Source organism: Elizabethkingia miricola, assembly GCF_001675285.1.
Taxonomy (GTDB): Bacteria; Bacteroidota; Bacteroidia; order Flavobacteriales; family Weeksellaceae; genus Elizabethkingia; species Elizabethkingia miricola.
This window is the reverse complement of the sequence record NZ_LSGQ01000001.1, coordinates 366,595-392,775: the sequence shown is the minus strand read 5'-3', so window position 1 is coordinate 392,775 and position 26,181 is coordinate 366,595. Positions and strand designations below refer to the sequence as shown.

26 protein-coding genes, 1 tRNA gene and 1 riboswitch are annotated in these 26,181 nt (G+C 33.9%); of the genes, 14 read left to right on the top strand and 13 right to left on the bottom strand.

Going from position 1 to position 26,181, the window contains the following annotated elements; translation table 11 throughout:
* Positions 1 to 32 precede the first annotated feature (32 nt).
* Positions 33 to 467 carry a type I restriction enzyme HsdR N-terminal domain-containing protein gene (locus tag ATE49_RS01815; protein WP_065080835.1) on the bottom strand — a complete coding sequence of 145 codons (435 nt, stop codon included), beginning with the start codon at positions 465 to 467 and terminating at the stop codon, positions 33 to 35.
* A gap of 5 nt (positions 468 to 472) precedes the next feature.
* On the opposite strand from ATE49_RS01815, the gene holA reads away from it, so the two are divergent.
* From holA to ATE49_RS01800, 3 genes are all read left to right on the top strand, one after another.
* Complete coding sequence (gene holA, locus ATE49_RS01810; protein WP_065080834.1) at positions 473 to 1,510, top strand: DNA polymerase III subunit delta; 1,038 nt, start codon at positions 473 to 475, stop codon at positions 1,508 to 1,510.
* A gap of 186 nt (positions 1,511 to 1,696) precedes the next feature.
* A complete protein-coding gene (gene trxB, locus ATE49_RS01805) occupies positions 1,697 to 2,647 on the top strand; it encodes a thioredoxin-disulfide reductase (RefSeq protein WP_065080833.1) in 951 nt (316 codons plus the stop codon).
* Between the two features lie 259 nt (positions 2,648 to 2,906).
* Positions 2,907 to 2,991, top strand: a tRNA-Ser gene (locus tag ATE49_RS01800).
* Between the two features lie 108 nt (positions 2,992 to 3,099).
* Here the strand turns inward: ATE49_RS01800 and ATE49_RS01795 are convergent.
* Entirely contained in the window at positions 3,100 to 4,311 is a 1,212-nt protein-coding gene (locus tag ATE49_RS01795) for a serine hydrolase domain-containing protein (RefSeq protein WP_081278397.1), read from the bottom strand.
* A gap of 160 nt (positions 4,312 to 4,471) precedes the next feature.
* On the bottom strand, positions 4,472 to 5,599 hold the full coding sequence (locus ATE49_RS01790; protein ID WP_065080832.1) for an FAD-dependent oxidoreductase: 1,128 nt from the start codon (positions 5,597 to 5,599) through the stop codon (positions 4,472 to 4,474).
* Between the two features lie 99 nt (positions 5,600 to 5,698).
* Between ATE49_RS01790 and ATE49_RS01785 the strand changes: the two genes are divergently transcribed.
* Positions 5,699 to 6,625 carry a helix-turn-helix transcriptional regulator gene (locus ATE49_RS01785; protein WP_065080831.1) on the top strand — a complete coding sequence of 309 codons (927 nt, stop codon included), beginning with the start codon at positions 5,699 to 5,701 and terminating at the stop codon, positions 6,623 to 6,625.
* Between the two features lie 187 nt (positions 6,626 to 6,812).
* Here the strand turns inward: ATE49_RS01785 and ATE49_RS01780 are convergent, their stop codons facing one another.
* Complete coding sequence (locus ATE49_RS01780; RefSeq protein WP_065080830.1) at positions 6,813 to 7,079, bottom strand: hypothetical protein; 267 nt, start codon at positions 7,077 to 7,079, stop codon at positions 6,813 to 6,815.
* A gap of 369 nt (positions 7,080 to 7,448) precedes the next feature.
* Between ATE49_RS01780 and ATE49_RS01775 the strand changes: the two genes are divergently transcribed.
* Entirely contained in the window at positions 7,449 to 9,116 is a 1,668-nt protein-coding gene (locus ATE49_RS01775; protein WP_233174333.1) for a helix-turn-helix domain-containing protein, read from the top strand.
* Between the two features lie 25 nt (positions 9,117 to 9,141).
* Here ATE49_RS01775 and ATE49_RS01770 read toward each other — a convergent pair whose 3' ends face one another.
* From ATE49_RS01770 to thiM, 5 genes are all read right to left on the bottom strand, one after another.
* Positions 9,142 to 9,831, bottom strand: a complete 690-nt coding sequence (locus ATE49_RS01770) for a type II CAAX endopeptidase family protein (RefSeq protein ID WP_065080828.1) — start codon at positions 9,829 to 9,831, stop codon at positions 9,142 to 9,144.
* A gap of 124 nt (positions 9,832 to 9,955) precedes the next feature.
* Complete coding sequence (gene tenA, locus ATE49_RS01765; protein ID WP_065080827.1) at positions 9,956 to 10,606, bottom strand: thiaminase II; 651 nt, start codon at positions 10,604 to 10,606, stop codon at positions 9,956 to 9,958.
* Entirely contained in the window at positions 10,593 to 11,426 is an 834-nt protein-coding gene (thiD, locus tag ATE49_RS01760) for a bifunctional hydroxymethylpyrimidine kinase/phosphomethylpyrimidine kinase (protein ID WP_065080826.1), read from the bottom strand. Before thiD ends, tenA begins: the two co-directional genes overlap by 14 nt.
* Positions 11,423 to 12,061, bottom strand: coding sequence for a thiamine phosphate synthase (gene thiE, locus ATE49_RS01755; protein ID WP_065080825.1), 639 nt, complete (start codon positions 12,059 to 12,061; stop codon positions 11,423 to 11,425). Before thiE ends, thiD begins: the two co-directional genes overlap by 4 nt.
* Positions 12,058 to 12,861: a hydroxyethylthiazole kinase gene (thiM, locus tag ATE49_RS01750; protein ID WP_065080824.1), complete on the bottom strand. Its 804-nt coding sequence runs from the start codon at positions 12,859 to 12,861 to the stop codon at positions 12,058 to 12,060. Before thiM ends, thiE begins: the two co-directional genes overlap by 4 nt.
* A 50-nt stretch (positions 12,862 to 12,911) precedes the next feature.
* Positions 12,912 to 13,004, bottom strand: a riboswitch (TPP riboswitch).
* A 107-nt stretch (positions 13,005 to 13,111) separates the two neighbouring features.
* On the opposite strand from thiM, the gene ATE49_RS01745 reads away from it, so the two are divergent.
* The 4 genes from ATE49_RS01745 (at position 13,112) to ATE49_RS01730 (ending at position 17,546) form a co-directional block, all read left to right on the top strand.
* Positions 13,112 to 13,879, top strand: a complete 768-nt coding sequence (locus ATE49_RS01745) for a histidine kinase (protein ID WP_065080823.1) — start codon at positions 13,112 to 13,114, stop codon at positions 13,877 to 13,879.
* Positions 13,845 to 14,558, top strand: coding sequence for a LytR/AlgR family response regulator transcription factor (locus ATE49_RS01740; RefSeq protein WP_035589505.1), 714 nt, complete (start codon positions 13,845 to 13,847; stop codon positions 14,556 to 14,558). The genes ATE49_RS01745 and ATE49_RS01740 overlap by 35 nt, the downstream gene beginning before the upstream one ends.
* Positions 14,559 to 14,725: 167 nt before the next feature.
* A complete protein-coding gene (locus tag ATE49_RS01735; protein WP_065080822.1) occupies positions 14,726 to 17,002 on the top strand; it encodes a cation:proton antiporter in 2,277 nt (758 codons plus the stop codon).
* 76 nt (positions 17,003 to 17,078) lie between these two features.
* On the top strand, positions 17,079 to 17,546 hold the full coding sequence (locus tag ATE49_RS01730; protein WP_065081006.1) for a hypothetical protein: 468 nt from the start codon (positions 17,079 to 17,081) through the stop codon (positions 17,544 to 17,546).
* A 5-nt stretch (positions 17,547 to 17,551) separates the two neighbouring features.
* Here the strand turns inward: ATE49_RS01730 and ATE49_RS01725 are convergent, their stop codons facing one another.
* A complete protein-coding gene (locus ATE49_RS01725; RefSeq protein ID WP_065080821.1) occupies positions 17,552 to 18,208 on the bottom strand; it encodes a hypothetical protein in 657 nt (218 codons plus the stop codon).
* A 189-nt stretch (positions 18,209 to 18,397) separates the two neighbouring features.
* Here ATE49_RS01725 and ATE49_RS01720 point away from each other — a divergent pair, with 189 nt between their 5' ends.
* The 3 genes from ATE49_RS01720 to ATE49_RS01710 all read left to right on the top strand — a co-directional run bounded on the left by ATE49_RS01720 (position 18,398) and on the right by ATE49_RS01710 (position 21,432).
* On the top strand, positions 18,398 to 19,348 hold the full coding sequence (locus ATE49_RS01720) for an NAD-dependent epimerase/dehydratase family protein (protein ID WP_065080820.1): 951 nt from the start codon (positions 18,398 to 18,400) through the stop codon (positions 19,346 to 19,348).
* Between the two features lie 34 nt (positions 19,349 to 19,382).
* Positions 19,383 to 20,294, top strand: a complete 912-nt coding sequence (locus tag ATE49_RS01715; protein WP_065080819.1) for a helix-turn-helix domain-containing protein — start codon at positions 19,383 to 19,385, stop codon at positions 20,292 to 20,294.
* Positions 20,295 to 20,586: 292 nt separating this feature from the next.
* Positions 20,587 to 21,432, top strand: a complete 846-nt coding sequence (locus ATE49_RS01710) for a GLPGLI family protein (RefSeq protein WP_065080818.1) — start codon at positions 20,587 to 20,589, stop codon at positions 21,430 to 21,432.
* A gap of 16 nt (positions 21,433 to 21,448) precedes the next feature.
* On the opposite strand, the gene ATE49_RS01705 is transcribed toward ATE49_RS01710, so the two are convergent.
* Positions 21,449 to 22,642, bottom strand: a complete 1,194-nt coding sequence (locus ATE49_RS01705; protein ID WP_065080817.1) for a serine hydrolase domain-containing protein — start codon at positions 22,640 to 22,642, stop codon at positions 21,449 to 21,451.
* Between the two features lie 211 nt (positions 22,643 to 22,853).
* Positions 22,854 to 23,642, bottom strand: coding sequence for a PhzF family phenazine biosynthesis protein (locus tag ATE49_RS01700; RefSeq protein WP_065080816.1), 789 nt, complete (start codon positions 23,640 to 23,642; stop codon positions 22,854 to 22,856).
* Positions 23,643 to 23,793: 151 nt separating this feature from the next.
* Between ATE49_RS01700 and ATE49_RS01695 the strand changes: the two genes are divergently transcribed.
* Both ATE49_RS01695 and ATE49_RS01690 read left to right on the top strand, forming a co-directional pair.
* Positions 23,794 to 24,336: a GNAT family N-acetyltransferase gene (locus ATE49_RS01695; RefSeq protein ID WP_065080815.1), complete on the top strand. Its 543-nt coding sequence runs from the start codon at positions 23,794 to 23,796 to the stop codon at positions 24,334 to 24,336.
* Between the two features lie 130 nt (positions 24,337 to 24,466).
* The gene (locus tag ATE49_RS01690) at positions 24,467 to 25,618 is read left to right on the top strand and encodes a serine hydrolase domain-containing protein (protein ID WP_065080814.1); all 1,152 of its coding nucleotides are present in this window, start codon (positions 24,467 to 24,469) and stop codon (positions 25,616 to 25,618) included.
* Positions 25,619 to 25,736: 118 nt separating this feature from the next.
* On the opposite strand, the gene ATE49_RS01685 is transcribed toward ATE49_RS01690, so the two are convergent.
* Positions 25,737 to 25,991, bottom strand: coding sequence for a GIY-YIG nuclease family protein (locus ATE49_RS01685; protein WP_065080813.1), 255 nt, complete (start codon positions 25,989 to 25,991; stop codon positions 25,737 to 25,739).
* Positions 25,992 to 26,181 lie beyond the last annotated feature (190 nt).

The following is a 26,181-nucleotide window of genomic DNA, read 5'->3' as shown; positions in this document are numbered from 1 at the left end:
GTGGCATCAATATTTATGCCTCAATCCGGAATCTATGTATCAAAATTACTAAACTGATAACCATTTTGTGTTAAGCTTGCGTAAATATGTTGTAAACCATTACTTAGAATAATTTCTCCTGCCCCTAATACCGAATTATATCGGGCTGTTTGTTCAAAAGTTTTTTCAGAAAGTTTTATTTGTGGTGCTTTACACTCTATAAGGATTTTTGGTTGAGTTTTTTCAGTAACCAATAAATCTATCCTTTTGGTAAGTCCGTTTAATTCTATTTTTTTTTCTGCTATCAGAGCAGAAGGAGCATAAGTTTTCAGACTGAGAAAGTGTTGGATCCAGTGCTGGCGTACCCATTCTTCAGGGGTTAGCAAAAGGTACTTTTTGCGCAGTACATCATAAATAAAAAACTTATCTTTGTCCTGCCTGAATTGAAAATCAAATTGTTTGCTGAAATTAAGTTTAGGCAGTTGCATAGATTATGAAAGATTTAGAAAACATCCTCAAAAATATTAAAAATAAGGCATTTCAGCCTATCTATTTTTTTCATGGTGAAGAACCTTACTTTATAGATGTAGCAATAAAATCACTGGAGAATGATGTGCTGACGGAAGATGAAAAAGCTTTCAATCAAACTGTTGTGTATGGTAAAGATACCTCTTATGGGGAAGTGCTTTCACTAGCGAGGCAGTATCCTATGATGGGGGATAAGCAGCTGATTATTGTAAAAGAAGCCCAGGATCTGAAATTAAACGAAGAGGAGAGTGATATTCTGCTAAAATATATTGAGCAACCAGTAGAATCTACTATTCTGGTGTTTGCTCATAAATATAAAAAAATTGATTCTCGTAAGAAATTTATAAAACAACTTGATAAGAATAACTGGCTGTACTACAGTGAATCTGTTAAAGACTATCAGTTGGCAGCTTGGATTCAACAACAAATTCAGGCTTTTGGCATTAAAACCGCTCCGAATATTTCTCATCTTCTCGCTGAGTATCTGGGGAATGATTTGTCAAGAATATCTAATGAGCTCAATAAGCTGAAATTGATTCTGAAACCCGGAGAAGAACTTGATGGAAAGCTTGTAGAGCTTCATATAGGGATTAGTAAAGATTATAATGTTTTTGAACTTCAAAAGGCTTTAGGAGTAAAAGATGCTGAAAGATCTATGAGGATTGCCTATTATATGGGTAAAAATGTGAAGACTAATCCTTTGCTGCTGATTATAGGCAATTTATTCAATTACTTCAACAATATATTAATGTATCATGCTATGCGCGGACAGCCTGCCGCTGCTATGGCTTCAGCGATGGGTGTAAATCCATATTTTCTGAAAGATTATGAGCAGTCTGCTAAATTTTACCCTATGAAGCATGCTACGCGTATTATTTCTGTTTTGCGGGAAATGGATATGAAGAGTAAAGGATTAGGAGCTCATAATACAGATGATGCAGAGTTACTTACCGAAATGGTTTATAAGATATTAAATGTTGATAAGACGAAGGTAAAAGTATAATTTTAACGATTAATAATAAGGAAATATAATAACGTAGTTATGATGGTGTAGAAACGTACACCTAATAATTTATAAATCCAACAAACTTTATTAATTATTTGCTATAAAAGTTATTGATAAAACTCAATATTAAAATTTGACAAAGTAATATAAGATTACCGAAATTTGTATCCGAACTGAGATTATATGGAAAATATTTTAGATTGTGTGATCGTAGGCTCTGGGCCTGCAGGATTTACAGCAGCTATTTACGCTGCAAGAGCAGACATGAAGCCAGAACTGTTTACCGGACTTGAACCGGGAGGGCAATTAACTACAACAACCGAAGTAGAAAACTTTCCGGGATATCCATCAGGAATTACAGGACCTGAAATGATGATGGATTTGCAAAAACAAGCGGAGCGTTTTGAAACTAAAGTTCACTATGAGATGATTAGCACTGTAGAATTTGCTAAAGAAGCAGGTGGTATACACAAGCTAAGCACAGGTAGTCGTGAAATACTGGCTAAAACTGTAATTATTTCTACAGGAGCAACAGCTAAATATCTTGGATTAGACGACGAGAAAAAATACAGTGGTGGAGGTGTATCTGCATGCGCTACTTGTGATGGTTTCTTTTACAAAGGAAAAGATGTTGTTGTTGTTGGAGCAGGAGATACTGCTGCTGAAGAAGCGACTTATCTGTCCAAGATCTGTAATAAGGTGATTATGTTGGTTCGTAAAGATCATTTCCGTGCTTCTAAAGCTATGGTTCATCGTGTAATGAATACTTCTAATATTGAAGTGAAATTCAATCATGAGCTAGTAGCTATTGAAGGTGAAAATAACCTTGTAGAAAGAGCTGTAGCAATTAATAATGTTACCAATGAGAAATCTACAATAGATGTTCACGGTATTTTCATAGCAATCGGTCACAAGCCTAATACAGAAGTTTTTGGTGGTCAGCTTGATTTAGATGAAAATGGTTATATCCTTACAGAAAAAGGATCTACGAGAACAAACCTTCCTGGTGTATTTGCAGCAGGAGATGTTCAGGATCATATCTATAGACAGGCAATTACAGCTGCGGGAAGTGGTTGTATGGCAGCGATGGATGCTGAGAAATATCTTAGCGGCCTTGAGCATGTTGAGAATTAAGATTCGATTTGAATAAAATTTAATTATAAAAATGCACTAAGTTTTGATTAAGACTTAGTGCATTTTATTTTTACCAATATTGGTAAAAATTGTAAAACGGCCTGAATATAATGGTTTGTAGAGATTGTGTGTTGAAATTTTTGTAATTGATCCCCAGTGTTTTAAAGCTGTAGTAGTAAAATATTAAATAAAATATTTGGAGTGTAACGATAAATCCTCCTATATTTGCACCACTAAAAATTCAGAACAGAATTTGAAAGGAGAGTTGGCAGAGTGGTCGATTGCGGCAGTCTTGAAAACTGTTGACTGTAACAGGTCCGGGGGTTCGAATCCCTCACTCTCCGCAGAATAATTAAAAACCTACTAGTAATAGTAGGTTTTTTGTTTTTATAATTATGAAATAAAATTTGCAGTAATACTCAAATATGTTGTGATGATATCTATTGCAGATTTTACTTGACTCTATTATTTAGCTTTTGTTCGAGTGGGGTATAATTTTCCCAATACCAAGGTGTATATATATTACCAATAGCCTTCTCCATTAAGGATTTAAAAATGCTTTCTCCATTATCACTGTTTGTCATAATAATGATACCAATGCCTTTTTCTGGAAATCCTATTGCATAATGTCCCCAGCCTTCACTATGTCCTTCTTTAAAGAAAGCATAGCCATAAGGTGTTTTAAGTAGACCTACCCCTAATCCATAAAATATTTTGGTATTAGTAATCATTTTGTCATCTACTAAAGCATTAGGACCAAACTGTTGTTTGGAAAGAATAGGAATCTGTGGAGAAAACATTTCATGGATGCTTTTTTTTGAAAGTCCCTTTTTCTGGAATAAGGCTGTAAAGAAATTTGAAAAATCATTTATACTAGTATACATTGATCCTGCTGAATGGGGAGAAGTCCTTTTGTCGAATTCATAAGGCTTTTGTAATGAATCATGTCCAATACAATAGTCTTTATCAAAAGCATCCTGCCATACATAACTGCTATTTTTCATAATTAAAGGACGAAAAGCTTCTTCCTGAGCAATAATCTCAAAATCTTTGCCTGTGATTTGCTCCAGTACAAACTGTAATAAATACATTCCTTCCCCTGAATAACTAAACCTGGTTCCCGGATCATATTTAATTCTTAGTTTTCCATCAGTTTCGAATCCTCTGTAATTAGGTAGACCGGTTGTATGATCCAGACACATTCTTGCCGTGATCTTTTCGTATCTTTTGTCTTCTTTTATATCCTGATATCCTCGGGTTTTCTTTGTAAAGGTGTATTCATATAGTGGCTTCTTTAGGTATTGGACTAATGGAGTGTCAAGATTAATAATACCTTTGTCTACCATTTTTAAAACAATATAGGCAAATACAGCTTTGCTCAAAGAGCAGCTCCAGTAAATGGTGGTGGTATTCATCTTTTTTTGTGCTGAGAGGTCTGCATAACCATAACTTTTAATAAATACTGGTTTGTTCTTGTTGAATACAGCGACAGATAAACCAGTCACTTTTGCAGTATCCATTAATTTTTTTATGGTATGGTCTAATTGGTTGAAATGAATTGAAGAACCATCTAGCCGCTTTATCCTTTGTGCTGAAAGCCTTGAGGAAAACAATAGTAAAACTAAAGAAACACAAGAAAAAAATAAGATTTTTATAGATTTCATAACATGTAATACTTGAGATTAAATTTACATAAATTATGTTATATCTATATGTAAAACAATTGTTTACAAGTGTTATATTGTGCTGAGTAGAATATTTTGAAGCAGAGAAATGCTTTTAAATCACTGTTGGATCAGCATTTTTTGTTTTATTGAGGTTTATTTATAAAATTAGCTTCTGAAAAGAGAAATCTGGTTGCTGCATTAATCTTTCATTTTCGCAGGACTCTGATTGTGCTTTGCTTGCATAGATGAACATTTGTTTTTCATAGTTGCTAATAGCTGCTTGTATAGACTCAAACTTTCCGTTCGTCAGATTCTCGGATAATACAAGAGCATCTATAAGCCCCGTATTCACACCCTGACCTGCAAAAGGAGGCATTAAATGCGCAGCATCTCCAATAAGGGTAATTGGCAGCGGGCGGTTGTTTTTCCATGGTTTTTCGATCGGGAATTTTCTTATAGGTAGGCTTCGGAAAGAAGGAGTAGACTTTAATAGCCGTTTATAAAGTCCACCCCAGTGCATAAATCTTTTTAAAAGAAATTCGCGGATACTTTCTGTATCACGTAGGTTTGGAGTAGTGATATCCTGTGGATCCGGCCTTTTTAAGATTACACCATAAGATAGTTCGTTATTATTATACGGATTTACAACCAATAAATGCCCCTGATATGAAGTCATTGTCCTGTTTCCGTTGCAAAACCGGAAGAACTCAGCTGAATTTAGTTCTGGTTGTGGGATATCACCTTGAATAATCATAGTTCCAGTGTCTTCAACAAGAGTATCTGTTACATACTTTCTTATTTTAGACATCCCACCATTTGCTTCAATTACAAAATCAGCAAGAGCATAGGTTCCGTTTTCAAAATGTAATAACCACTTGTCTTGGCTTGCTTCAATGTCAATACATTTTTGATCCCAAATAATAGTGTTCTCAGCTAGATTATTTAAGAGCATTGTCCTTAGGGTGTTTCGGTTAATTTCGGGATTGTCATGCTGATTATGCAACGTGATCTGTTTTACAGATAGGACGTTTCCTTTCTCATCGGTAATTGTTGCTCCCATTGGTGTTGTCAGGGAAAAGTATTCATCTAATAATCCTGCTTCTTTAAGAGCCTTCTGACCTGAATCTTTATGAATGTCGAGAGTTCCTCCCCAAATCCTTGCATGGGAATCTTTATCTCTTTCATAAACATTTACATCAACTCCTTTTTGTTGTAATAACCTTGCAAAGGTTAGCCCTACCGGACCAGCTCCGATAATGGCTATTTTTTTATTTTTTAGTAACATTATTTTTGTCTTATTTGATTACGATACAAATTTGAAAGTATTATTACGGATAAAATAATTACATTAGACATGAAAATAGTTGTAAAAGACTTTTGTTGAATGGGAGATATTACAGTTCCAAAAATTATTGAGCTTTTTGCCAACTTGTTGGGAGAGGAAGTGACAAATAGAAAGTTAGAAATCCCTGCCAGATTTGGTAGGGGATATTGTCGAGGTTTTGTTTTTAATGAACATATCCGAATGATTATCAGTAATTATGAGCTTTATGAAGATTTGGTTATTGAGAATCCAGATATAGATGCCACTAGAAAGATGATATTTTTTAAATTTCAGAATGTGTTCTCAAAATCAGGAATTCCTTCTGTTATGATTGGAACCAGTCGATTGAACACTGACGATGTTATTTCTATCCATTCTAATACTGCTACCATTAATATAGAAATAGATGCTCATTATCTGAATAGTTTATTTTACTCTTATGAAAAGTCCCCAATTTTAAAAGGTTTACTACAGAACGTTCAGCCTTATCTTTTTGAACAAGTACTTTATCCATCTTTGCTGGAAATCGTTAATGATATAATTTCAGAAAATACTGAAGAGGGCTTTGAGTTATTTTTCTTAAGAATAAAAGCAGAAGAGTTGATTTGCCGGTTATTAATGGAATTGGATAAACGGGATGAAAAACAACTCTATGCTCTAAATGTTCATGATATTGAAACTATCTATAAGATTAGAACATTAATCATTGAAGACTTGGGAAAACCTCCGATTATTATTGAATTGTCTGTTCTTGCTGGTATGAGCCCTACAAAGCTGAAACGTTTATTTAGTCAGATATTTGGTAATAGTATTTTCAGCTACTATCAGGATTTAAGAATGAAAGAAGCTGCCATATTATTGAAAGAAAATAAATATTCGGTTTCGGAAGTTGGGTATAGGTTAGGGTTTACCAATCTGGGACATTTTTCCAGGATATTTAAGCAACATATTGGAATGAGTCCAAAGAAATATACTATGTATAATTGAAGTTGAATTGTATGGTATTAAGATGGTTGACTAATCTCTTAATCTTAAAAATCTATTTGAAAAGTACGTAATAGATATAAACGAAAAAACCTCTTTAACAGAGGTTTTCCAAAAAGTGCTCTCGCAAGTAGGAAAACCCCCATAAAGAAGAAGATTAAAATGTATGATGAATGTGAAATTGGTCTAATTAGTAATGTAGCTTATCTTTACTCCCCTTGTCGGTCTTGCTTTCATCTGTTACTTCTGCTACAGGATTAATTTTTTTCTTGTCTGAATCTTGTTGATCTTTTAAATCTTTAATTATGTTATTGTTTGTTAATTTGGTATCATTTACGTTGGCAGTACTATTTGTAGGTGTAGATCCTCCAATTGTGCCAAGTTCTTCTGCTTCTCTACAACCTATATTAGAAAATAATATGATGGCTGTTGCTGCTAATAAGATTAACTTTTTCATAATTGATTTATTTTATAATTAACCTCGTTTTATAGAGGTCTTTTTTTCCTTTCATTTTCCTTCGACTAAATTATGTGAGAATATTCTTAACTACAAGAATTAGTAGTCCTATATTGGTTAATTTATAGATAAAGACGTCCTAATTTATATATTAGGACGATATTTTTGTATTTAAATTATTGATTTACAATGTTTTAATTGTTTTGTGGATAATGAAATATTATTCTTTAATTTTATAACTTCTGTATTATTATTTGATGTATTTTCATTATTTTTGAAGGAATAAATTGCCCATTATAAACAGCAATGCATATAAAAAAATACATATTTCATTTTTTACTAGTCATTTTTATTTTTCAACATGGAAATTTGAAGGCTCAATCGTATGATGAATTGAAGAAGAAATATGAAGATATTGAAGAAAATAATGAACAAGCACTTACTACAATTAATGTAGTAATTGCAAAGGCTAAAAAAGAAAAGAATTATGAAGAGTTAATGCGTGCTTATGAAGATGCATTTTACTATTCATCAAATGTTGAAAAGAAATTAACATATTCTGATAGTTGTATTGCCGCAGCAAAGAAAACACTAAACAATGATTTAATTGGACGATCATACTTAGGGAAAGGAACTATTTATTATTATAATTTAAAGAAATATAAATCTGCTTTAGATGAATACTTGAAAGCATATGAATATTCTAAAAAAGGAAATGATGACTATCAGAAAAACCAATTAATCTATCATTTGGGGGTTGTTAAAAGTTATTTGGGGTATTACAATGATGCTTTAGTACTTTTTAATGAGTGTATTGCTTACTTCGAACCTAAAACGACCGGGAATCTTACTCCATATGAAATATATAATAATAGTAGGGGATATCTTAATAGTTTACACCTGGCTATTGTTTGTTATATACATTTGGGAAATATTGAAAGAGCAAATTTTTTAACGGATAAAGGATTAGCATTTATTAAAAGAGATAAGAAAAATGAATTTGTACTTGAAAGAGGTTATCTATTAAAATCTAAAGGAGTTTTAGAATTTAAAGAGAAAAAGTTTGCAAAAGCAATCCAAACCTTTAATGAAGCTATTCCTATAATAGATAATAACAGAGATTTTGCTTGGGCCTCAGTTGTGGATTTTTATATTGGAAAAAGTTATTTAGGTCTTCATAAAGAAGATGAGGCTGTACAGCAATTTAAAAAAGTGGACTCAATTTTTCAGAAGCATAATTTTATACTACCAGAATTAAGAGAAAATTATGAACTTCTTATTAATTATTACAGAAAACATGATGATCCAAAACAGGAGCTATATTATACGAAAACATTACTAAAAGCTGATGGAATACTAACTCGGGATTTTACTTATCTTTCTTCTAAAATACATAGAGAATATGATACGCAGAATCTTGTAGATATTCAGAATAAACTGGAGAACCAGAATAAATGGGGATTGGGTATGATTATTCTTTTGTGTATGATAGTGAGTGTATTGGTTTATAATGTCTGGAAATACTATCAGAACGAAAAGAAAATTAAAACAAAGTATAAAAAACTGGAAGACAATCTTCAGCATCATATAGAGCCGGAGCTGTCTTCGGTTCCATATGAGAATATTTCTTCTCAGAGTAAATCTACGATGAGTGAGGAGGTTTATAAAGATCTTCAATATAAATTAGAAAAGTTTGAAAAAGAAAAGCAGTTCCTTGAAAAGGGAGTTACATTAAATAAGCTTGCGGGTACTTTCGAAACAAACAGTACTTATCTTTCTCAATTTATCAATGAGACAAAAGGAATGAACTTTAGTAGGTACCTAGGGATATTGAGAATAAATTATATCACGCAGCTGATGTATGAAAATGAAAAATATCTTAATTATACAATTCAGAGTTTATCCGATGAATGTGGAATAGCTTCAAGACAGAATTTCTCCGATTTATTTCAGGAAATTAATGGACTTCGCCCAACTGAATTTATTAAAAAGAGAAAAAAAGATATAGATGATATGAAATCATCTACAAATGAATAACCTATAATGAAGCCTAGACAGAGATTTAAATTTGTTTAGGCTTTTTTGAAATATAACTTAAGTACCACCATATAAGAAGAGGTAATGCTATTGTCTGAAATACTAAGATTGCTAGTGATATGCCATCTTGTAATTTATTTGCATTTGCTTTTATAAAGAGTTGTGGTCCAAGTGGACCGCTTGAGAAAATAACAATATTAAAGAAATTCCATCCGAAATGTAAGCTAACAGGCAAGAAAAGGGATTGAGTTTTAGTAAAACTATAAGCCAATGCAAAACCTAAGATTGCTGTCATTAAGAATATAATAACCATCTGTACAGGATTACCAAAGGCATTATAGGAAAATAGATGATAGATTCCAAAGGACGTTGCGGATAAAATACATGCCGTTTTTACACTCATTGTCCTTGTTAGCAAATATAAAATAGCACCTCTGAATATTAGTTCTTCAAATAGTACTGATTTAAAAGTCCACCAGGTACTTTTTAATATGATTACAAAAGAAATTTGTTTATTTAATATCCAACTGTTATCTGCGGGATATGTTTTCAATACATGATAGAGTATGCAGCATATTCCGGATAATAATAAGCCGATACCAGCATTAATTAATCTATTTTTTGATGGAAGAAGCCCTAAAGCTTCCAGATTAGTTTTGGCAAACAACCAAAGTAAAAGCCATGAAATAACCAGCTCTGCTATAATACCAATCATATTAATTTTATCTTATGGATTACATGTAAATATAATAAAATCAGTTATTTAAATTTTATTTTTTTAATATAATGCCCGCTTCTTATAAATAAAATAAGCCCCGAGTTTTCTCAGGGCTTTATTTTTATATCCAGGATTTTTGTTCGTAGGCTGCCTGCCAGAAATAGTATTCCATTTGTGTGGCTGTAATGAAAGCTTCTGTCATTTTAGTTCTGATTTCCGGAGTAGTTGTCTCGGCTGCTCTATCACAAATCTCAATAGCTTGTTGGACAGCTACTGCAAAATCTTCACCGCTATAAGTATCAATCCATTTCTTATATGGATTGTTATCTGTTTTATTGTTCTCATATATATAATCACCGACTTTCTGATAAATCCAGAAACATGGTAGAACAGCTGCCATTGCAATTTCCACAGCATCCAATGCAGCAGTACTTTTTAAGAAATGAATATAATGATGGCAAACGGGTTGCATATTCCCTTTTTCGGTAACGTCAAAATCTTTGAAATAAGACTCATGTAATGCATTTTCTACAACGATGGCATTTTCTGCAAAACGCATATAAGATAAAACATCATTAATATTATATGCTCTGGCTCCTATAAGCGAGAGTGCCCGTCCGAAATGTTCAAGGTATAAAGAATCCTGAGCCATATAAAACTGAAATTTCTCTTTTGGAAGGCTTCCTTCCGCCAATTCTTTAACAAAAGGCATGTTTAGTATAGATTGGTAATATTCTTCTATTTGCTTCCAGGTATATTCAGACCATTTCATGTATAATTAATTTTTGAGGGTTGAAAAAATGATTAAGCGGGCCATTTCCTTTGCCTATTTTTAAATCCTTCCCGCTTTTAATGGCTTCAAAAACATATTGTTGTCCCAGCGAAACAGCATCGGACAGATTTTTGCCCTGTGCTAAATAAGCTGCAATGGCTGAGGATAAAGTACATCCGGAGCCGTGAGTATTATTGGTTTGGAATTTTTCAGTTTCAAAAGAAGATATTTTCCCTGATCCATCAAAGTATAACGAAGTTATCATATCTGTTTCCTGATGTCCTCCTTTTAGTAAAACACTTTTACAGCCCAGATTTAATATTTTTTCGCCTGCGGTATACATATCATCTAATGTTTTTACCTGCATATTAGCCAAAATTGATGCTTCATCCATATTCGGGGTTATAACATCAGCTAGGGGAAATAATTTTTGAACAATAGCAGTAATAGTTTCTTCTTCTATAAGTCTATGTCCGCTGGTAGCTACCATTACAGGATCGAATACAACAGGAACTTTATCATATTTATCCAGGGTATTGACAATAACATCTACCAATTGTGGAGTATGCACCATACCTATTTTTATAGCTGAAGGGAAAATGTCATCCAGTATTGCTTCAATCTGATCGGCAACAGCTTCTTCAGGGATTGAATATATTTTTCGTACTCCCTGTGTATTTTGTACCGGGAGAGCGGTCAATACAGACGTTGCAAAACAGCCTAAAGCTGAAAAAGTTTTGATATCTGCCTGAATTCCGGCACCCCCGCTGCCATCAAAACCTGCTATGGTTAAGACAGAGGGACTTGTATATTTTTTCATTTTAAAATTTTGTTTTTGAGTTCATAAGCTGCTTTTTGTGGATCATCAGCAGCGCAAATAGCCGAGACAACAGCGATACAATCTGCACCGGCTTGTACTACATTGTATGCATTTTGTAACGAAATATTTCCGATCGCAACCAATGGTTTAGTGGTTATGGAACGGATTTTTGTAATGCCTTCCAGTCCCCATTCTGTTACGGTATCGGTTTTGGTTGTTGTCGCAAATACAGGACTTATTCCGAGATAATCGGATGTTTGTGTATGTTCATTATAAAGCTGATCTGCATATTCAATGGAATAGCCGATAAATTTATTCTTCCAGAAATCTTGTTGTCTGAGTTCTACAGGAGATATATCGTTGTTCCCGACGTGAATACCGTGAGTATTTAAAGCTTTGGCAACTTCGGAATTATCATTTATAATCAACGGAATATAATACTTATCTGTTATATCCTTTAGCTGCTGTGCTTTTCTCAGGAAATCTGCAGTAATACAGTGTTTTTCACGAAGCTGAATAATATCTACACCGCCCAGAATAGACTGTTCAGCCACTTCAAGAAAATTTTTGCCTTTGCAGGCTTCTTCAGAGATCACTAAATAGAGTTGATAGGGAAATGAAGAATTTATACTCATGACATCGATATTTTTATATGACTTCTGAATTCTTCCTCAGTTATATTGTATAGTTTATCAATGAGGTTCATTTGTAAACTTCCGGGTCCTTTACTTTCTTGTACAGCAATTTCTCCTGAAATGCCCAATAATGCCATTGCGGCAGCGGTCGCTTCAGTTTTATTATCAATACAACCGATAAAAGCTCCTATTAACGCAGATGCGGAGCAGCCTAATCCGGTTACTTTTGTCATTAATGGATGTCCGTTACTAATAAATATAATTTTCTCCCCATCTATAATAATATCTTTCTCTCCGGAAATGCAGATAATAGCCCCGTATTGCTCGTTGAGAATTTTTGCTGAATCCAGAGCTTCAATGCTTTCAGTAGTACTGTCTACACCTTTAGTTGTGGTTTTATTGGCTTTTGCCAGTGCAATAATTTCGGAAGCGTTTCCACGGATTACAGTTGGATGGCAATGCAGTAACTTGCTAAGTATAGCATCTCTAAAAGTTGTTGCTCCAGCACCTACAGGATCTAATATCCATGGTTTTTCAAGTGAAGAGGCTTCTTTCGCAGCAATTAGCATGGATTCTGCCCATGTCTCATCAAGAGTTCCGATATTAATAACTAAAGCTGAAGATATATTGACCATTTCTTTTACTTCAGAGGGGGCATGAGCCATAATAGGAGAAGCACCCACAGCTAATAATGCGTTAGCTGTATTGTTCATGACCACAAAATTGGTTATGTTATGTACGAGAGGGGATATTTGTCTTACCGACAGAATGTGTTTCCAGAGTATTTCTTCCATAGTCATTGATTAAATATGCTTTAGGAAAATATCTGAAACAAAAGCAAAAGCTTTAAAGCTTTCTTTTTGCTTTTCCCTACGTCGGTGTAAGCCGTATCAGGTTCAAAGGGACTCTCTCAATTCTTTTCAGAATACCCCTAAAGCGTACACAAATGTATAAAACTTTTTAGAGATAACAATTTGCAGTATCATTAAAATCAGGCAGATATTTTGTAATGAATTAAGATATATCTTTGCACCATACAAGAAGTGATTTATGAATCATGAAGGAATTGTGCTTTCCGGGAATACTTTAGTTTTTTTATTAATACTCCTGTTATTAGGAGTAACAGGATATCTAATCTATAAGATTAACATATTGCAAAAAGAGAAGAAGGCCTTAACAGAAGATAAAAAAGTACTGAAAAACAGATTGGGAAATATCCGTTTGGATTATATAGAGACAAAGCTGAATCCACATCTTTTTAAAAATATTCTTAATTCTGTTCAGTCTCATGCTTATCAGACGTATGTGTCTCTGGATAAATTGTCAGGAGTGCTGGATTATATTTTATATGAAAGCAGCGAAAAGTTTGTAACGCCTGAAAGTGAATTGGACTTTACAAGCAATCTTATAGAAATCAATAAAATAAAAGTTAATCCTTTATTTGACTTTAGAATAAAATCGCAGATTGATAAACAGGATCCTGTATATAAGGAGAAAGTTTTAGCCCCATTAATTACAGTTGATTTTATTGAAAACGCTTTTAAACATACAGATTTTCTGGTCGATGATTCTTTTATTTTTGTTTTGCTTTCCTTAAAGAGCGGCATTCTGGAAATAAAAGTAGAGAACAGGATTTCTCCAAAATCACCTTTGCAAAAGGGGAATAGTGGATTCGGAGGGGAATCTCTGGAGCAGAGACTTAAGATGCTCTACAAAAAGAAATTTTCTATAAGTAAAGAGATCCACAACAATATATACACAGCATATTTAAAAATTGATCTCAATGACAAATACAATCAGGTGCGTTATACTAGATGATGAGCTTCTGGCTATAAGTTATCTAAAGCTCCTTTGTGAACAGATAGAAGGGGTAGAGGTAGTCCGGGTATTTAATAACCCGAAATATTTCCTCGAAGAGATCAATGATATCGATTGTGATTTGTGTATTCTGGACATAGAAATGCCGGGATTAAATGGGTTGCAGGTTGCGGAACTTATTTCTCATAAAAAGATCATATTTACAACGGCTTATAAAGAATATGCAGCTGAAGCTTTCGATCTTAATGTTGTAGATTATGTAAGAAAACCCATAAAAAAAGAACGGCTTCAGCAGGCATTTGCAAAGGCTAAAGAATTTGTGGAAATACCCAAAAGCAGCTTTATAGAATGGAATACCAATATGGGGAAAAGTCACATTTTTACAGATCAGATTGCTTATATAAAAACTTCCGAAATAGATAGCAGGGATAAAGATTTAATCCTGAATGACCGTACAGTGATTATTCTAAAGAATATTAACTTCAAAACACTTCTGGAGATGCTTCCGGAAAAAGACTTTGTGCAGATTAATAAAAAGGAAATCATAGCACTAAAATCCATAAAAGTAGTTTCTGCAAACGAAATTATCACCAATATTTCTGAAGACGGAGAACATTTTACAAAACTACATATCAGTGAGGTTTATAAGGTTGATCTTATGGAAAAGCTTGGTAATTAATTGTTTGAAATACGGAGAATTATTAGAAATGAAAATCCGGAAAAAAGCTTCAATACCAGAAGCATAAATTTCATTACAAAAAAAAGAGTTTTCACTACATTTTTTAAAAATTAACATTGAAAATTTTAAATTTCTTTTGAATTTTGCAGATAAGAAATAGTAACATAATGCAAAAGTACAGGAATATTATTTTTTATATTACAACCATTATATTCTTCTCCGGATTAATGTATTGGTTCTTTATAGAAGGTAAAACTTTGGAAGCCGGAGAAAACATTATATCTAAAACGAGCGGTGGATCTACCTGGGATAATTTTGTAGATTCTTTTATGGTAAATCTGCATCATCCACTTGCTCTGTTATTGATACAGATTGTCACTATTATATTGGTAGCAAGACTTTTTGGGTGGATATGCATGAAGATGAAGCAGCCCTCCGTAATAGGAGAGATGATCGCAGGTATTGCTCTCGGCCCCTCTCTTTTAGGACTTTATTTTCCTGAATTTTCAGCATTTCTTTTCCCTAAAGAATCATTAGGAAACCTTCAGTTTCTTAGTCAGATAGGACTAATTTTCTTTATGTATATCGTTGGAATGGAACTCGACCTTAGTGTTCTTAGAAAGAAAGCTCACGATGCAGTAGTGATTAGTCATGCCAGTATTATTATTCCTTTTGCTTTAGGAATAGGGCTTTCCTATTTTATTTATAAAGAATTTGCGCCGGATGGTGTGCAGTTTAGCTCGTTTGCACTATTTATAGCCATTGCAATGAGTATTACAGCGTTCCCGGTTTTGGCGAGGATTGTTCAGGAGCGGAATCTGCAGAAAACAAAACTGGGTACTATTGTTATTACCTGTGCAGCAGCCGATGATATTACAGCATGGTGTATTCTGGCAGCAGTTATTGCCATTGTAAAAGCAGGATCATTTGCCAGTTCTATCTATGTCATTATTATGGCAATTGCATATGTATTCTTAATGATTAAAGTCGTACGTCCGTTCCTGAAAAGAATAGCCGACCTGCAGACCGGAAAAGGAATTATGAGCAAATCTGTTGTTGCTATATTCTTCCTCATTCTTATTATTTCTGCATATGCAACTGAAGTTATTGGTATACATGCACTGTTCGGAGCTTTTATGGCGGGTGCTATTATGCCTGAGAATACTAAATTCAGAAATATTTTTATAGAAAAAGTCGAAGATGTAGCATTAGTTGTATTGCTTCCTTTGTTCTTTGTTTTTACCGGATTGAGAACAGAGATTGGGTTGTTAAATCATGGTCATTTATGGATGACGGCCGGACTAATTATCTTAGTTGCCGTTACCGGTAAATTTATAGGAAGCGCACTCACAGCGAAATTTCTCCGTATAGGCTGGAAAGATAGTTTGACTATTGGCGCATTGATGAATACTCGTGGATTGATGGAGCTAATTGTTCTGAATATTGGCTATGACCTTGGTGTACTAAGTCCGGAAATATTTGCGATGATGGTTATTATGGCATTGTTCACAACATTCATGACAGGGCCTTCATTAGACTTTATCAATTATATTTTTAAAGGAAAAAAATCCGAAAACGAAGAAGATGTTGACGATAGTGGTAGAAAATATAAAGTATTGCTCTCTTTCGATGGGCCGGAATCAGGAAGTACTCTGCTAAGGCTTGCTGATAACTTTACCCATAAGATGAATGGAAATAAAAGCATCACAGCAATGAATATTGCTCCGGTACAGGAACTTCATGCTTTTGAAATGCAGGATTTTGAGAATGAACAATTTGTAGATGTTGTACAGACTTCTAATGAACTTAAACTGCAGATTACCACTTTGTTTAAAGCTTCTAATGATGCTGAAAATGATTTGGTGAATATTACCAACAAAGGAAATTATGATTTGCTGCTCATTATGCTCCGAAGATCGATTTATGAAGGAAGCTTACTGGGCAGATTGTTAGGTTTTACAACCAAGATTATTAATCCGGAAAGACTGTTGAATACCGTAAAGGGTAAATCATATATGTTCAATAATTCGCCATTTGACGATTTCACTCTGGGGATATTAGATAAATCCAATATTCCTGTGGGAATAATGGTAGATAAGAATTTCGATAATGCAGGAAAGGTATTTGTACCAATCTTCGACCTGAATGATTTCTACCTTGTTGAATATGCAAAAAGGCTTATTAATAACAACGACTCACAGATTATTATTTTGGATGTGGTAGGGCAAATTCGTAGGAATACAGAAATCCGTGAGCTGATAAGAAGTATTGAGCAGATAGCTCCTAATCATATTACATTATACAACGAAAGAACTATAGAAAAAGAATTTCTGGAGTCTCAGGATCTTATGCTGATCAGCAGTAAAAGCTGGAGAAGCCTTATCGATTCAAAGAGCCTTTGGTTATCCGATATTCCGTCTACTTTAATTATTTCTAATCCGTAATACAGCTTCAAGCTCTATAAATGTGGAATTTGTTGGAGAATAGGGTATATTTATGCTCCAACAAATAATGCAAAGCATGGAAGTTAATGCAGAGAACGGAAATATAATACTCAAAGAGCATTATTTACAGATAGAAAAAGGTATGCTGTTAAAAGATCTTCAGCAGACAGAATTTTACAAAAACTATAATAACGGAATGCGTGATGTTAAAACAGGCTATTTCTGGTATTATTTTGATGCCGTTGATGTTAAGGGCTATAAACTTTCATTTGATCTTTGTTTTCTGGGAGATACACTGGATAAGATTTTCATGAATACTTATGAAGAATCAGATGCAAAAACATGGGATGATTGGAGTGAGGCAAAGGAAATGAAAGTCTTTGAGCGAAATAATCAATTTTTATCAATGATATTAGGAATAAGGCCTACAAAAAAGAAAAAGACGCCATACCCTACCTGTACGTTTAATTTTCCGTGGGGAAATGCATGGTCGGTTTACGATCCCAGAAGTGCTACAAGCTTTATGGGAATACATTACGATTAATAATCTTATTTATTCCGGATCAATTTCAGAAGCTTGCTATACTCGCTTAAAATACTTTTCTGCTCTTCAGCGATATAGTCACTACTGAACGGAGCTCCGCAATCTTCACTGTTTAAGATGTGAATAAGCTTTCCGTTTACAAAATAACTTCTGTTCTCAGTAATTTCAGACTTATCAAAGTCGAAAGCTTCGGTATCATTATTTTCCTTCATGGCTTTCGTGTCATAATATAAAGGTCTGTTGTATTTATAGTCTTTTTCATATACAAAAGACAATTGCCCGTTTAAAAGATAATATTCAGTCAATGTTTGTCCGCTTTCCCCAAAGATTCGGGTAATTATCTTTTCGAGTTTATTTTTCTGATAATAATATTTTGCCTCTCCACCTTCAGTAGATTGAAAAAGATCCCGCTGTTTTATTGAATGCCATTTCTCTATGGAATTTATTCTTTTGAAATTGTCCCGAATAGGTTTTAGCTGGTCTGTAAGGTATTCATTAACCGGAAGATCTTCTTTATTGAAGCTAACCCTGGCTTTTATAATATCATATCTGGTAGCGCCTTGCTTCTCTTTAGAGTTATTTACCTTTATGTTTTGCGAATATCCCGGATTAAAAGTGGATAAAAAAATAAGTATATAACTGTAGGATAATATTTTTTTCATAGATCATGTTTTAATGGTGTTTTCTTAGAGAGTGAAGATACTAAAATTTACCATTTTACTTTTGGATTATAACGCAGCAGAGATTCTGTTACAACTTACCTTAATTAAGATACTCTTATGTTTTCCTTTCTGTCGAACTTTGCTATACAAAAAATCACATAGTATAAACACACTGAAAATATAGACGTTATGCAAACAATATTAGGTGCCAACGGCCAGATTGGTGAAGAACTGGCAAGAGAGCTGAAAAGAAATTTTACTTCAGATATACGTATTGTCAGCAGGCATGCTAAAAAGGTAAATGACACAGATGAAATATTCTCGGCAGATTTATCTGTTCGTGAAAAGGCTATTGAAGCAGTTAGAGGCAGCGAGATTGCTTATTTTACATTAGGACTTCCGATAAGCTCTGATCTTTGGGAAAAACAATTTCCGGTTATTCTCCGCAATGTAATTGACGCTTGTAAAGTTAACGGTACCAAACTCGTTTTCTTCGATAATACCTATATGTATCCACAAGACGACCGGATTTTGACTGAAAATACAGCATTTGCTCCGGTGGGAAGAAAGGGTAGGGTAAGAAGAGAAATGGCAGAAATGGTATTGAAGGAAATTCAGTCCGGTGAACTGGAAGCTGTTATTTGCCGTGCTCCCGAATTTTATGGACCGGCTAAAACACAAAGTATTACCAATACTTTAATTTTTAATAATATAAAAGAAGGTAAAACACTAAAGGTACCACTGAGTGACAAGAAAAAAAGGAGTTTGATATGGACGCCCGATGCCAGCCGTGCAACAGCATTGATCGGAAATACACCCGATGCATTTGGCCAAACGTGGCATCTTCCTGTGGATAAGAGTCATCCTACATACCGTGAATTCATCAGAACAGCTTCAGGAATTTATGATAAGGATCTGAAATATTCTTTAGTTCCTAAATTTGTTTTCAGTATTGGCGCTTTGTTCAATAAGAAAATGAAAGAACTGCTGGAACTTCTTCCAAGATACGAACACAATAATATTTTTGATGATTCGAAGTTCAGAAACAGATTTCCTGAATTTAAGGTTACCAGTTACAAGCAAGGAATAGAGCAGATTAAAAAAGAGCAGTTTCAACAACAAAATAAATCAGTAATTTAGTGATGATTAAATCTGAATATCAATTTATATAGATATGAAAACTCCGGCAAAAGTTTCATCAATTAGTGCAATGCACCAATTTTTAGGACTTAAAAAACCTGCAAATCCATTAATTAGTGTATTCAATTTTGATGAGGTAAAACTGGAGCCTGAAACTATCCTCAGTGCAGTAACAACAGATTTTTATGTAATTGCTCTAAAGAAGGACTGTGCAGGCGGAAAATGTAAATATGGGCAGCAATATTATGATTTTGACGACGGAATTATGTATTTTATTGCACCCCATCAGGTTTTACAGTTTGAAGATGTACTGCTGAATAGTGTGAGAGGTTTTGTATTGGTTGTACATCAGGATTTCTTACATGGATATGCACTAGCCTCCCAAATCAGGGAATATGGCTATTTCTCTTACACAGCAAATGAAGCGCTGCATCTTTCCGAAAAAGAAGAAAAATCCATTATGGACATTATCCATAATATAGAGCAGGAGATAGATGCTAATATGGATTCTTTTACACAGGATCTTTTGGTTTCCAATCTGGATCTTTTGCTAAAATATTGCGACCGTTTTTATAACCGTCAGTTTTTAACCAGAAAAAAAGCCAACAACGATTTACTTTCAAAGCTGGAAGCTTTACTAGATGATTATTTTAAAAATGACAGACAGATTGTTAATGGTATTCCTACAGTTCATTTTATTGCGGAGCAGTTACACCTTAGTGCCAATTATCTTAGCGATATGCTTCGGGTGCAAACGGGGCAGACTACGCAGCAGCATATTCAGAACAGATTGATAGAAAAAGCAAAAGAACTGCTGTCTGCTACTGAAATGTCTGTTTCCGAAATTGCCTATCATTTGGGTTTTGAACATCCACAATCTTTTCATCGATTATTTAAAAATCGTACCTCTGTTTCCCCATTGGAGTTTAGGGCGTCGTTTAATTAATTTCTGTAAACAAAAATTATCTTCCGAATAATTAGAATAAAATTTATGAATTGAATATTTCCCTGACATGGCTTGCTGGGAATTTTTTACATAAGAATCAATGAATCTCTGCCGGTGCGAGCGTCCCGCTCGTATCAAGTTAGATATCACGAGCCAGAGGCTCGCGCTTGCTACTGTATTTTAACCATCTTTCTCCATAATCGGCAGATATTGTGAGTATGTATTTTAGTAAATTAAATTACTAAATACCCCGCATAATTGTATATTTATGAAGTATTAGAAATTTGTTAAAATGAAGTATATTTTTTCTTTCATCTCTTTTTTTACCTTTTTATTTTATTATGCACAGGAATTTAGATTTGCAGATAATGCTACTTTCAAACCGTTTCCTTATAGTGTGGAAAGTTTAGATACAAGTTATCAGAATATTTATTACCAGCTATCTTTTGCCAATAACTCTGAAAAGCCTGATTCTAAAAAGCAGGCTGTCTGTATTCTGGAGTTAGGAAAAACTAAATCTAAATTTTTTGATTTTAACAGTCTTAAAAGTGATTCTCTGACGAAGAAATACAGTGTTGAAAAAGAAATTACCGGAAAGGAATTGACTGCTATGCTTGCCTATAAAACCAATTGGGAAAATGTATTGATAAGAGATATTCAGACTAAGAATATTATTTTTCAGGATCATGCGAGTAAAACTTTTCAATATGAAGGAACTCAGCCTGAATTAAAATGGAATTTAGAAAAAGAAAGCAAAACTATTTTGGGCTATACTTGCAATAAAGCAACAACGGAATATAGAGGAAGAAAATATACAGCTTGGTATACGACGGATATTCCAATTAGTAGTGGACCTTATGTTTTTGAAGGCCTTCCGGGACTTATTTTAGCCATTTCGGATTCCAAAGATCATTTTAACTTTACAGCAATTGCTATGGATAAAAATCCAAGAGAAATTTACCTCAATAATGGGAAGCATATTATAAAAGTGAGCCGCGATCAATTTCGAAAAGTTCAGAAAAATTACCATAGCAATCCCGGTTTTTATATAAATGGTGGAGCCTATAATGCAGACGGAACTGAAGTAAAAGTGGATCCAAGATATAGTAAGCCGTATAATCCAATTGAACTAGAGTAAAAATAAAAACTTTGTGCTATTTAAATTGAGGGACAAAAAAGCGATCCCAGTTATAAATACGGGCAACACTATTGCAAATTTCAAGCATTAATTCCTGATTATTGCTATTGGTCATAACCACAACGCCGTAACCCTTGTCCAGACTCCCATACGAAGCACAGGTAAAGCCTTCGTTGCCACCGTTATGATTAAAGTAGTAAGCTCCGTTTTTATACCGGAGGAAAATACCCAAAGCGGCCTTGCTCTCATCATAGTTTACAACCGGTGCAAAGCGTTCTTTCATATATTTCTGTGACAGTATTTTTTGAGATTTCCCCTGTAATGTCAGCTGACATTCAATTATATATTTAGCCAGATCTTCAGGTGTAGTCCAAAGTCCGGCGGCGGCATATTCCGGATACAAATGATATTTTCCTTTTACCTTCTTCCCATCTGTATAATATCCTGAAGCAATATTCAAGGTGTCATTTTTTACTGAATATGTACTATGGGTCATTTGTAACGGAATAAAAATATCTCTTTTTATAAAATCTGTATAGCTTTTCTTAGCTACATCTGTAAGGATTAGTTGGGAAATCATAGTGCCTCCTCCTGAATAGTCGAATGCAATTCCTGGTTCTTTTACAGAACGTACAGGTTTGGAATTGGCGGGGGAAGTTCCGTTTAAGATTTGTATAATATTGGGTATAGCTGCTGTTCTTTCATAACCTCCGAATCCTGAAACATCTAAACCTCCGGAATGGCTCAAAAGGTTTCTGGAGGTAATTATTTTATTTTTGGAAATGCAGTCATAGGGAAAACGCCAGCTTTTTAGGTAATGGTTGATATCCTGATCAAGATCTATTTTGCCAAGCTGTACCAGTTTCATAAAAGCCAGGCTGTTGATGGTTTTACTTATCGAAGCTGCCTGAAATAAAGTATTGACGTTGGTTTTTCTGTTCTCTTCCTCATCTGCATATCCGTATGCTTTCACCCATTCTATTTTATAGTTATTGATAACCGCAATACTTACTCCCTTAACGTTGAGTTGCTTCATTCTCTCAATAATGTTAAAATCAGGTACTTTATTACTGCCTGAAATAACAGATGGACTTAGAGAGTTTTCTACTTTTTCAATTTTGTTTTTAATTTCATTATTCAACTTCTGAGCAGATGAGTAGCCGGAAAATATTATAGAAAATAGTACTAAAATAATTTGTAATGTTTTCATAATAAGTGAATTGGTTTGTTTTGCAATTTAATCATTTAGCCAATTCGTTGTTAGTGAAAAGTGATAATGTTAAGGATAAACCTCTGTGAAAATAAAAAAACCTTACCTGACTAAGTAAGACTTTAAAATAATTCTTTTGAACCTAATTAAAAGTAAGCTATAAACTTTCCTTGTTGCTCTTGGGATTGAGTTGTTAATAATAGAGCTTAGGTTACTCTATCCACAAATGTCCCATAGAATAGGTTCTGGCTTTACCCGCTACGATCACTCTTTCATTTTTGTTTTCACAATAAAGCTGGCCGCCTCTTTCTGATAGCTGGCGGGCGAAAAGTTTATCCTTTCCTAATCTCGATGACCAGAACGGAATAAGTGAGCAATGCGAAGAACCGGTTACAGGATCTTCAAGAATCGAAGACTGTGGTGTAAAATATCTTGAAACAAAATCACTGTCGGTACCTGCTGCTGTCACAACAATACCGCCCGGATCCAGATTGATAAGGTCGAAAATAGATCTTTCAATTTCAATTTTTTTTATGTCTTCCTCAGATTCATATACCAGTACATAGTCTCGTGATTTGAAGACTTCCTTAGGTTGTATATTGAGAGATCTGGTTATAATATCCGGAAGAGTAGAGGATTCAGGCATCCTTGACGGGAAGTCCATATAATAAAATCCATCTTTTACATCCACTGTTAATTCACCACTTTTGGTTTGAAAAATGATTCTGTCGTTCTGATAGTTTAAGATGGAAGCTAAACAATGAGCTGTAGCAAGAGTAGCATGCCCACACAAATCCATTTCTATTTCAGGTGTAAACCATCTTAGATGAATAGTATCGCCATTGTCGATAAAAAAGGCCGTTTCTGCTACAGCATTTTCACGGGCTATTTTTAAGAGTATCTCATCGGGTAACCAATTTTTTAACGGAACAACACATGCAGGATTTCCATGGAAAATATCTTCTGTAAAAGAATCTATTTGATATAATTCTAGCTTCATAATTGATAAAATTTCGGTTAATAACAAAGATAAGCTATTCTCCGGACAGGCCTTGGTCTTAATGATATTCTAACGATATATTTTGCTCGTATTTTGTACAGCATATTGTACGGCTTATAGCTTTTTGTATATTAGTTTCATATAAGTAATTATGAGCAAGATAGATATGAATTCAGCAGTTTTCCCAATTTTGAAAACTGAAAGATTAACGCTCAGGCAATTATCAATTGATGATCATCAAGATATTTTTGCTTTGCGTTCCGACTCGGAAATTAACGAGTTTCTTGGCAGGCAAATATGTGAAACAAATGAAGAGGCAATAAGTTTCATTAATAAGGTTAATAATAATATTAAAGAAGGTAATTCTTTTTATTGGGCAATTACTTTAACAGAAACTAATACACTTGTCGGTACAATATGTTTATTTGACTTTTCAACCGAAGATGATAGCTGTGAAATTGGATATGAATTAATGACAAAATTTCAAGGACAGGGTATAATGACAGAAGCTGCTCAAACAGTGATTGATTATGTATTTCACACTTTAAAACTCAAAAAAATACTTGCAGTTACACACTACAAAAATCAGAGTTCAACCAATCTTCTGTTAAAATTCAATTTTGAAAAATCAATAGAAACGTGCAAAGAAGATTCTAACTTAAATATTTTCACTTTGAGTAAGGAGTGTAAATGATGTGAAGTGAAAAATAAGTAGAGAACTACAGTTTTTATATTATATTATTTTTGTATTCTGATGATTTTCTAAAGCAATGTTAAACTTTCAAATATTTGAGAATTAGCTACAACCATATCAAAAATTGAAAATGAAAAAAAATATCATTTACCTTTTATTGCTTTTGTCTTTGTTAAGTTGCCAAAAGTCCTATAAACGCTCTACTGATTATTCATACACAAAACCTATTCAACTATCCGATAGTATTAAAGTAGATTACCTATATAATACTGGAATGGATACCGTTCAAATAATAAATCTTACAAAACTCATATTGTCAGATACTATTCCGAATATACACAGCCTACTCATACTTAAAGATAATAAGCTGGTTTATGAAAACTATTTTGCGGGAGATGATGAAATTGTGGGAAAGAAACTAGGCTATGTAGAACACGGTATTGAGGATTTGCATGACTGCCGGAGTATGTCAAAAAGTGTTACATCTGCCTGTATAGGAATTGCTGTAAAAAAAGGACTTATTAAAAATATTGATGAATCTATTTTTCCCTATTTTAAGCAATATCAGAATGATTTCGATGAGCAAAAGAAAAAAATCACCATTCGTCATTTATTGACTATGACAAGTGGTCTTAAATGGAATGAAGATATTTCTTATAGAGATCCAAGAAACACAGAACTTAAAATGGATATGAGTTCTGATCCAATTGATTTTATTTTGAGCAGACCAATGGTTTCAGAGCCCGGTGCTACATGGAATTACAATGGCGGTAATACACAATTATTGGCAGAAATAATAAAATCAGTCAGTGGTTTACCCATAGATAAATTTGCTGAACAAGAATTATTTACCCCTCTAGGTATCAATAAATATGAATGGCTTCCGTTGGTCAAAAATATGCCTGCCGCAGCATCAGGAGTTCGATTACGTTCAAGAGATCTGCTTAAATTCGGGATGTTGTATATGAATGACGGAAAATGGAAAGATAAAGACATTTTAAATACCGATTGGACAGAGCAATCTCTGAGTTCAGCCATAACAAGACCTTCTACAAAAGATAAAAATGCAGGATATGGTTTCCAATTTTGGACATTCAAGGAAACAATAAAAGATAAAGAAATAGAAATTCAGGAAGCTAAAGGAAATGGTGGGCAAAGGATATTTTTTTGTAAGCCGTTAAATTTATTAGTTGTGATAACAGCAGGAAATTACAATAACTGGGAAATAAAAAATGATTCGAAAGCGGTCTTATTGAAATATATAATTCCTGCGATAAAATAAGCATCTGTTGTTGGAGTATGAAAGGAGGATAGCAAGCAGAATTAAAAAGTTCTGATGATTATGAAGCGAGCGCGACAGGATTTGAACCTGTGACCGTTCCGATTGAAATCGGAGTGCTCTATCCAGTCGAGCTTTTTATAAGTTGTTCAATTTTCTTTTTACTTTTCCATGCTTTTATTTCGCGTTCTCTTTTATATGCAGAGCTCTTATCGTTGAAAGTTTCAGAATATACAATAATCCAATCCTTAGCACGGGAAGTAAAACCTTTATGATTAGAAAGGTGTTTTCTCAATCTTTCAATGAGCTCTTCTGAGCAATGACCAATATAAAATTGATCGAGAGTAGAGGAGTGTAATATATAGCAGAAACACATAGCTAAATATAAACAAAAAAGCCTTTACATTTCTGTAAAGGCTTTAGTGAGCGCGACAGGATTATTTTCGAACTCTTTGGTTGCTAATCTTAATTAGATTTCACAAGTATTTTATTGAGTTATGATGCTTTATTTTTAATTGAAACAATCTAAATACTAGGTATAGAGTTGGTTTTAACTAACTCTATGC

Excerpts from the sequence above, each read along its gene's own strand:
- ATE49_RS01790 (WP_065080832.1), bottom strand. The coding sequence starts at position 5,599 with ATGTTACTAAAAAATAAAAAAATAGCCATTATCGGAGCTGGTCCGGTA.
- ATE49_RS01745 (WP_065080823.1), top strand. The coding sequence starts at position 13,112 with ATGAATCATGAAGGAATTGTGCTTTCCGGGAATACTTTAGTTTTTTTA.
- ATE49_RS01705 (WP_065080817.1), bottom strand. The coding sequence starts at position 22,642 with ATGAAAACATTACAAATTATTTTAGTACTATTTTCTATAATATTTTCC.
- trxB (WP_065080833.1), top strand. The coding sequence starts at position 1,697 with ATGGAAAATATTTTAGATTGTGTGATCGTAGGCTCTGGGCCTGCAGGA.
- ATE49_RS01685 (WP_065080813.1), bottom strand. The coding sequence starts at position 25,991 with ATGTGTTTCTGCTATATATTACACTCCTCTACTCTCGATCAATTTTAT.
- ATE49_RS01690 (WP_065080814.1), top strand. The coding sequence starts at position 24,467 with ATGAAAAAAAATATCATTTACCTTTTATTGCTTTTGTCTTTGTTAAGT.
- ATE49_RS01710 (WP_065080818.1), top strand. The coding sequence starts at position 20,587 with ATGAAGTATATTTTTTCTTTCATCTCTTTTTTTACCTTTTTATTTTAT.
- thiD (WP_065080826.1), bottom strand. The coding sequence starts at position 11,426 with ATGAAAAAATATACAAGTCCCTCTGTCTTAACCATAGCAGGTTTTGAT.
- ATE49_RS01695 (WP_065080815.1), top strand. The coding sequence starts at position 23,794 with ATGAGCAAGATAGATATGAATTCAGCAGTTTTCCCAATTTTGAAAACT.
- ATE49_RS01795 (WP_081278397.1), bottom strand. The coding sequence starts at position 4,311 with ATGAAATCTATAAAAATCTTATTTTTTTCTTGTGTTTCTTTAGTTTTA.
- ATE49_RS01780 (WP_065080830.1), bottom strand. The coding sequence starts at position 7,079 with ATGAAAAAGTTAATCTTATTAGCAGCAACAGCCATCATATTATTTTCT.
- holA (WP_065080834.1), top strand. The coding sequence starts at position 473 with ATGAAAGATTTAGAAAACATCCTCAAAAATATTAAAAATAAGGCATTT.
- ATE49_RS01730 (WP_065081006.1), top strand. The coding sequence starts at position 17,079 with ATGGAAGTTAATGCAGAGAACGGAAATATAATACTCAAAGAGCATTAT.
- thiM (WP_065080824.1), bottom strand. The coding sequence starts at position 12,861 with ATGACTATGGAAGAAATACTCTGGAAACACATTCTGTCGGTAAGACAA.
- ATE49_RS01785 (WP_065080831.1), top strand. The coding sequence starts at position 5,699 with ATGGGAGATATTACAGTTCCAAAAATTATTGAGCTTTTTGCCAACTTG.
- ATE49_RS01770 (WP_065080828.1), bottom strand. The coding sequence starts at position 9,831 with ATGATTGGTATTATAGCAGAGCTGGTTATTTCATGGCTTTTACTTTGG.
- ATE49_RS01815 (WP_065080835.1), bottom strand. The coding sequence starts at position 467 with ATGCAACTGCCTAAACTTAATTTCAGCAAACAATTTGATTTTCAATTC.
- thiE (WP_065080825.1), bottom strand. The coding sequence starts at position 12,061 with ATGAGTATAAATTCTTCATTTCCCTATCAACTCTATTTAGTGATCTCT.
- ATE49_RS01720 (WP_065080820.1), top strand. The coding sequence starts at position 18,398 with ATGCAAACAATATTAGGTGCCAACGGCCAGATTGGTGAAGAACTGGCA.
- ATE49_RS01700 (WP_065080816.1), bottom strand. The coding sequence starts at position 23,642 with ATGAAGCTAGAATTATATCAAATAGATTCTTTTACAGAAGATATTTTC.
- ATE49_RS01725 (WP_065080821.1), bottom strand. The coding sequence starts at position 18,208 with ATGAAAAAAATATTATCCTACAGTTATATACTTATTTTTTTATCCACT.
- ATE49_RS01735 (WP_065080822.1), top strand. The coding sequence starts at position 14,726 with ATGCAAAAGTACAGGAATATTATTTTTTATATTACAACCATTATATTC.
- ATE49_RS01715 (WP_065080819.1), top strand. The coding sequence starts at position 19,383 with ATGAAAACTCCGGCAAAAGTTTCATCAATTAGTGCAATGCACCAATTT.
- tenA (WP_065080827.1), bottom strand. The coding sequence starts at position 10,606 with ATGAAATGGTCTGAATATACCTGGAAGCAAATAGAAGAATATTACCAA.
- ATE49_RS01740 (WP_035589505.1), top strand. The coding sequence starts at position 13,845 with ATGACAAATACAATCAGGTGCGTTATACTAGATGATGAGCTTCTGGCT.